The sequence below is a fragment of the Eikenella sp. genome (assembly GCF_057315495.1).
On sequence record NZ_DBHKXY010000014.1, the window covers coordinates 1 to 6,422 of the forward strand.

Sequence of the window (6,422 nt, forward strand, 5' to 3'; positions counted from 1 at the left end):
ACCAGCCAGGCCAACGATGCCGGATACCGTACCGATGTCGTTCGGGTAGTCGTCGGCCACAAATTTGAACACAGAGGCTTTACCCACCGCCATGGCGATACCGGCGGCAAACATCAAAATGGTAAACAACACCACATTCAGGCCGATGTGCAGGCTTTGCGGGCCGTGCGTGGTGGCGATCACGAGGTCGGTTTGCGGGTAGGACAAGATAAAGAAGCATACCCACAATACCCACATCACACCCCAGGTAACCTTATAGGCACCGTATTTATCTGATAACCAGCCACCCATTGCGCGCAACACGCCGCCGGGCAGAGAGAAGCAGGCAGCCAGCATACCGGCGGTAGCGATGCTCAGGCCGTATTCGTTGATGTAGTATTTGGTCATCCACAGAGCCAATGCCACATAGCCGCCGAACACCACAGAATAATATTGGCTGTAGCGCAGCACACCAGGGTCTTTCAGCATAGCCAGCTGCTCAGCGAGCGAGGCCTTGGGCGCAGTATTGGGGTTATGCGGAGTGGGATAGGTGGTGAACCAAAACAATACGGCGGTCGCAGCCATAATAACGGCGTACACTTTCGGCACGATTACCCAGGCAGCCGCGCCGGCACCGGCTGCTGCCGAATATTTAATCAGCGCAGGGGCAACGAACTTGTTGACGGCGCTACCGGCATTACCTGCACCGAAAATACCCATGGCCAAGCCTTGTTGCTCTTTCGGAAACCAGCGCGCTACATAAGGAGTACCCACGGAGAAAGAACCGCCGGCCAAACCCATCATCAGGCCGATGGCGATGAAGTGCCAATAGTGAGTGGAATAGCTCATCAAGAAAATGGCGGGCACGGAAAGCAGCATCAGCACGAACATCACGATGCGGCCGCCGAATTTGTCGGTCCAAATGCCCAACGGCACGCGGATAAGCGAGCCGGAGAGCACCGGCACAGCCATCAGGATACCGGTTTGCGTTTCATTCAGGCCGAGCTGCTCCTGCACTTTCACGCCGACAATCGCCAGCATCATCCAAACCATGAAGCAGACGGTAAAAGCAAACGTGCTGGAAGCGAGCACGGAGTAGCGTTTGTAATTTTCTGATTTCATTTTTTGTTTTCTCTATACAAGGGAAGTTTTGCGGTTTACATGCCCCTGCAAAGGAGGCTACCTGAAAACCACTGGTTGAAGCATGTGAAGCCAAACCATTTATTTTTCAAAACAAAAAATCACGCTGGAAAAATAAGGGTTTTAGCCGTTGCGAATTTTAAAACAATGATTTGGATTAAATAAGCCCTGTTGTAGCTAGGTCTTCTAAGCCGAAAGTATTAGATCGGTAACCATTTTCACTAAGCCGATAGTTAAGCTTCATGGATTAAACGCGTATAATGAGGGACTGCTCTATTTTGATTTCTCCGCTCATATCCATGAACTTTTTCAAAAGCCTGTCTGTGCGGCTCAAGCTGCTGACCCTGTTGTGGCTGGTGATTGCCGTGGCTTCCATCAGCTACACCCTGCTGATTTCCTGGCGGCTGGAGGGCAGCGCCGCCGCCATCAACGACATCGGCAGCTTGCGCTTGAGGAGTTTCCGCATCGCCCTTTTGATTCGTGAAAATGCCGGAGCGGAAGAAATCGAACAGCGGCTGCGGCAATACGACAGCATCCTCGACAACGTGCGCCATGGCGACCGCTCCCGCCCGCTTTTTCTGCCGCCAGACAAAGTGGTGTGGCAGCGTTTCAATGAATTAGACCAGCAATGGCGGCAAAACATCCGCCCGGCTTTTCAGGTAGCCTACCAACAAAATCGTCCGGTTACCGATAAACAACTGCAACCCTTCCTCAGCCGTTTGGATAATTTGGTTTCTGCCGTTGAGCAAACCAACACGCGCTATATTTCTTGGCTGCGCTTGTTTCAAAGCTGCCTTTTGGTGTTGGTGGTGATGAGTTCTGCCTTTATGGTATTTTTGCTGTATTGGTGGATTATCAAACCCTTACAGCATCTGCAACAAGGCGTGGCCGCCATTCACGACGGGCAGTTCGGCATCCAAATCCCCATCGACCATTCCGCCGAGTTCGCCCGGGTAGATAACGGTTTTAACCAGATGAGCCGCAGCCTGCATAAGCTCTATTCCCATTTGGAAGAAGAAGTGTTGGAAAAAACACGTGATTTGGCCAGCAAGCACCACACGCTCGAAACCCTGTATTTCTTTTCGCGCTTTCTCAGTCAAACCCAAACCACTACCGAGGCTGCCGAAGTATTCCTGCAGAAAATGCTGGAAATGGTGGCCGCTGATGCCGGCAGCATCCGCTTAATCGATTTCAAACGGCAGCGCATGGATTTGGTGAGCCAAATCAACCTGCCCGACAGCCTGCAAACCGCCGAAGCCTGCCAGCGCTTCGACGACTGCTTGTGCGGCCACGCCGTGGTACACGACGACTGGCAACCCATCCAATTCATGCGTGAACCCGACGGCCACGCCTTCGACACCGACAACAGCGAATGCAGCCGCATGGGCTTTCAGCAACTGCACATTTTCAAAATCCAATATAAAGCGCAAGATTTCGGCATGGTTACGCTCTATTTCAAACAGAAAGAGCCCGTGGCCATGGCCGATACCGAACTGTGGGAAGCCCTGTGCAGCCAATTCGGCGTGGTGGTGAGCAACCTGCGCCTGATTGATGAAAGCCGCCAGTTGGCCGTATTGCAGGAGCGCAACCTCATTGCCCAAGGCCTGCACGACAGCATCGCCCAAGCCCTCACCTTCCTCAACCTGCAAGTGCAGATGTTGGAAAGCGCCCTGCAAAACCAAGAGCAAGAGCAAATCAACGAAAACCTGCACTATATTAAAGACGGCATCCAAGAGTGTTATGACGACGTGCGCGAACTGCTCATCAACTTCCGCACCAAAATCAACAACAAAGACTTCACTGAAGTGGTGCAGACCCTAACCGACCGCTTCCAGCGCCAAACCCAAATCGGCGTACACCTGCATTGGCACGGCAACGGCCCCCAGCTCAACAGCGAGCAGCAGCTGCAAGTAGTGTTTATATTGCAGGAAAGCCTCTCCAATATCCGCAAACACTCCCAAGCCACCCAAGTGGATATCCGATTCGACAACCGGCAGGATTTTATGATGGAAATTGAAGATAACGGGCGCGGCTTCAATATCGAACGGCTCAAAGAACAGCATTCCGGCAACCATGTTGGGCTGAACATCATGCACGAACGCGCCCAACGCATCCGCTCCCACCTTTCCCTACACTCCAAACCCGGCAGTACCCGGGTAACCTTGAATCTGCCTTACGAAGAAAGAAGACAGGTATGACCGAAAAAATCCGCATCGTACTCATCGACGACCACACCCTATTCCGCAGCGGCATCAAGGCCCTGCTTGCCCGACAGGAAAACTACGAAGTAGTGGGCGAAGCTGCCGACGGCCTCAGCGGCGTGAAGCTGGTGAGCCAGCTCGCACCCGACGTGGTACTGCTCGACCTAGATATGCCCGTGATGAACGGGCGCGAGGCGCTGGCCCAAATCCTCAGCAGTCGCCCCGAGCAGAAAGTGGTGATGCTCACCGTATCGGAAGACGGCGAAAACCTGGTGGAATGCATGCGCCTGGGTGCGTGCGGCTTCCTCTTGAAAAACATCAATGCCAACTTCCTGATCGACGCCATCAGCAAAGCTGCCAATGGCGATAACGTCTTCTCCCCCGAAATGATGGCCTGCATGGTGCAATCCCTCATCCGCCCCGCTCAGCCCGCCGCCGCAAGCGCCCTCGACACCCTCACTTCGCGCGAACTCGAAGTGTTGCGTTTCCTTGCCGTGGGATACAGCAACAAAATCATCGCCAAGCGCATTGATTTGGCCGAGTCCACCGTGAAAGTGCACGTACAAAACATCCTGCGCAAGCTCGAACTCGGCAGCCGCGTGCAAGCCGCGGTGTATGCCGTGCAGCACAATCTCCCCCTACCCGAAGAAGAGGAACCTGCAGATTGGGGCTACCTGAAAACACAGCCTCCATAAAATCCCCTTCTCTATATCCTCCATTTTTTCAGGTAGCCTGCACCCTGCCCTACTCCGGCAAAAGGCTACCTGAAAGTCATCTTCCCCAATCTAGCCCGTCCCCTTCTCCCTCCAGCCGGATATTTTTTTCTGTCTGCCCTTGAATTCGACGCCTCCAACTCCATTTCCTTCGCCGCATAAGCAGCGTGCCGCGCCCTGCCCGGCACATTTCTGTTTACCCTCAATCGGGTAGCAACAAATCATCAAATTAAATTTTGGAGAGAAGATTTATGAAAATTCGTCCGTTGCACGACCGTGTAGTGATCAAACGCCTGGAAGCCGAAGAAAAAACTGCTTCCGGCATTGTTTTGCCCGGCTCTGCCGCTGAAAAGCCCGATATGGGCGAAGTGGTGGCCGTGGGTGCCGGCAAGCTCACCAAAGGTGGCGAGCGCCGCAAGCTGGATGTGAAAGTGGGCGACCGCGTGATTTTCGGCAAATACAGCGGCCAAACCGTGAAAGCCGACGGCGAAGAGTTGCTGGTGATGCGCGAAGAAGACATTTTCGGCATCGTAGAATAAGCAAGCCCGTCAAGATAATAATTTCTGATTTTTTATTTTAGGAGTCATACACATGGCAGCAAAAGATGTACAGTTTGGCAATGAAGTCCGCCAGAAGATGGTAAACGGCGTAAACGTTTTGTCTAACGCCGTAAAAGTAACCCTCGGCCCGAAAGGCCGCAATGTAGTGCTGGATCGCGCTTTCGGCGGCCCGCACATCACCAAAGACGGCGTGACCGTGGCCAAAGAAATCGAGCTGAAAGATAAGTTTGAAAACATGGGCGCGCAGATGGTGAAAGAAGTTGCCTCTAAAACCAACGACGTGGCCGGCGACGGCACCACTACCGCCACCGTGTTGGCACAAGCCATCGTGGCCGAAGGCATGAAATACGTTACCGCCGGCATGAACCCGACCGACCTGAAACGCGGTATCGACAAAGCCGTTTCCGCTTTGGTAAAAGAGTTGCAGAATATTGCCAAGCCCGTGCCGGAGAAATCTAAGGAAATCGCCCAAGTGGCCTCTATTTCCGCCAACTCCGACGAATCCATCGGCAACATCATTGCCCAAGCAATGAACGAAGTGGGCAAAGAAGGCGTGATCACCGTAGAAGACGGCAAATCTCTGGAAAACGAAGTGGAAGTGGTAAAAGGCATGCAGTTCGACCGCGGCTACCTCTCCCCCTATTTCGTTAACAACCCGGAAAAACAACTGGCCGAGCTGGATAGCCCGTTTGTATTGCTGTTCGACAAAAAAATCAGCAATATCCGCGACCTGCTTCCCGTGTTGGAACAAGTGGCCAAAACCAGCCGCCCGCTGTTGATTATCGCTGAAGACGTGGAAGGCGAAGCCTTGGCCACGCTGGTGGTGAACAACATTCGCGGCATCCTGAAAACCGTGGCTGTGAAAGCCCCTGGCTTCGGCGACCGCCGCAAAGCCATGCTGCAAGACATCGCCATCCTCACCGGCGGCACCGTGATCGCCGAAGAAGTGGGCTTGTCTTTGGAAAAAGCCACGCTGGAAGATTTGGGCCAGGCCAAACGCATCGAAGTGGGCAAAGAAAACACCACCATCATCGATGGTTTGGGCGACAAATCCGCCGTGGAAGCCCGCGTGGCCGAAATCCGTACTCAGATTGAAACTGCTACCAGCGAGTACGACAAGGAAAAACTGCAAGAGCGCGTGGCCAAACTGGCTGGCGGCGTGGCTGTAATCAAAGTGGGCGCAGCCACTGAAGTGGAAATGAAAGAGAAAAAAGACCGCGTGGACGACGCGCTGCACGCCACCCGTGCCGCTGTGGAAGAAGGCGTGGTGGCCGGCGGCGGCGTAGCCCTGCTGCGTGCCCGCTCTGCCCTAAGCAAAGTGGAAACCGCCAATGCCGACCAAGAAGCCGGCGTGCAAATCGTATTGCGTGCGGTTGAATCTCCGCTGCGTCAAATCGTGGCCAACGCCGGCGGCGAGCCGAGCGTGGTGGTGAATAAAGTGCTGGAAGGCAACGGCAACTTCGGCTACAACGCCGGCAACGACAGCTACGGCGACATGCTGGAAATGGGCGTAATCGACCCGGCCAAAGTTACCCGCTTCGCGCTGCAAAACGCCGCTTCCATCGCCGGCCTGATGCTGACCACCGAATGCATGGTAGCCGACATTCCGGAAGACAAACCTGCCGCTCCCGACATGGGTGGAATGGGAGGCATGGGCGGAATGGGCATGATGTAATCATCCCAACACCATGCAAAAGCACCCTCACCAGAGGGTGCTTTTTCTTGCCTGCCGTTTGCCGTTTAAAGACTATCTAAAATTTTGGGGCTGTACTAAATTAGCCCTAAATTCCACACCAATCCCGCAAGATTTTTAGCTGTCGGGACGGTGT

At 54.0% G+C, this 6,422-nt stretch carries 5 protein-coding genes; 4 read left to right on the top strand and 1 reads right to left on the bottom strand.

Translation table 11 applies throughout. From position 1 onward, the window contains the following. A partial coding sequence (locus ACO6EE_RS02340) for an MFS transporter (protein WP_485958946.1) occupies window positions 1-1,101 on the bottom strand: 1,101 nt, incomplete at its 3' end. Window positions 1,102-1,418: 317 nt separating this feature from the next. Between ACO6EE_RS02340 and ACO6EE_RS02345 the strand changes: the two genes are divergently transcribed. The 4 genes from ACO6EE_RS02345 (at window position 1,419) to groL (ending at window position 6,268) form a co-directional block, all read left to right on the top strand. Next, window positions 1,419-3,317: a type IV pili methyl-accepting chemotaxis transducer N-terminal domain-containing protein gene (locus tag ACO6EE_RS02345; protein WP_485958948.1), complete on the top strand. Its 1,899-nt coding sequence runs from the start codon at window positions 1,419-1,421 to the stop codon at window positions 3,315-3,317. Then, entirely contained in the window at window positions 3,314-4,015 is a 702-nt protein-coding gene (locus ACO6EE_RS02350) for a response regulator (protein WP_485958950.1), read from the top strand. The genes ACO6EE_RS02345 and ACO6EE_RS02350 overlap by 4 nt, the downstream gene beginning before the upstream one ends. A 269-nt stretch (window positions 4,016-4,284) precedes the next feature. Continuing rightward, window positions 4,285-4,572 carry a co-chaperone GroES gene (groES, locus tag ACO6EE_RS02355; RefSeq protein ID WP_003824210.1) on the top strand — a complete coding sequence of 96 codons (288 nt, stop codon included), beginning with the start codon at window positions 4,285-4,287 and terminating at the stop codon, window positions 4,570-4,572. Window positions 4,573-4,624: 52 nt separating this feature from the next. Next, window positions 4,625-6,268, top strand: coding sequence for a chaperonin GroEL (groL, locus tag ACO6EE_RS02360; protein ID WP_064083988.1), 1,644 nt, complete (start codon window positions 4,625-4,627; stop codon window positions 6,266-6,268). Window positions 6,269-6,422 lie beyond the last annotated feature (154 nt).